The following is a 595-nucleotide window of genomic DNA, read 5'->3' as shown; positions in this document are numbered from 1 at the left end:
ACCAGATGCTGGTCGACGGCAAGGCCGATGCCTTCGCGACCGACGATATCCTGCTGTCGGGGCTGATCGCGCGGCACAAGTCGCAGGACAAGTTTCGCGTCGTCGGCGACTACCTGTCCTACGATCCTACGGCATCATGTTCCGCAAAGGCGAGAAGCAGCTCAGCGACGTCGTCGAGCGTACCTTCCGGCGGCTCGGCTCGAATCGCGATCTGATCCCGCTCTACAACAAATGGTTCGTTGCGCGTCTGCCGACAGGAGAGCGCATGGGCGTGTCGATCTCGCCGCAGCTCGAGGAGAGCTTTAAAGTGCTGGACGATTCAGCGGGCGGGACGAATTGACCACAAACTGTCATTCCGGGGCGCGCYCTTGCGCGAACCCGGAATCCGGATGTGTTTGGCTGCCCGGAGACTCTCATGTTGAGATTCCGGGTGCGCGTCCGGCAAGTGCCGGCCACGCCCCGGAATGACGAGCGTGAGATCTCAGAAAAACACCAAATCCTGCGCCTTGCCGCCGCGCAGCACCGTGGCATATTCGATCGCCGCAAACAGTCCACCCGCCACATAGATCTTGCGTGGCACGGCGCGCGCGAGTTG

General features: G+C 62.0%; 1 pseudogene. It reads left to right on the top strand.

The features are described 5' to 3' along the window. A pseudogene (locus AC1DU6_RS34900) lies at positions 1 to 215 on the top strand (hypothetical protein); the annotation flags it as partial. Positions 216 to 595: the final 380 nt, after the last annotated feature.

The sequence above is a fragment of the Roseateles sp. P5_B10 genome, from assembly GCF_056400485.1.
This window is presented reverse-complemented; position numbering and strand designations above follow the sequence as displayed.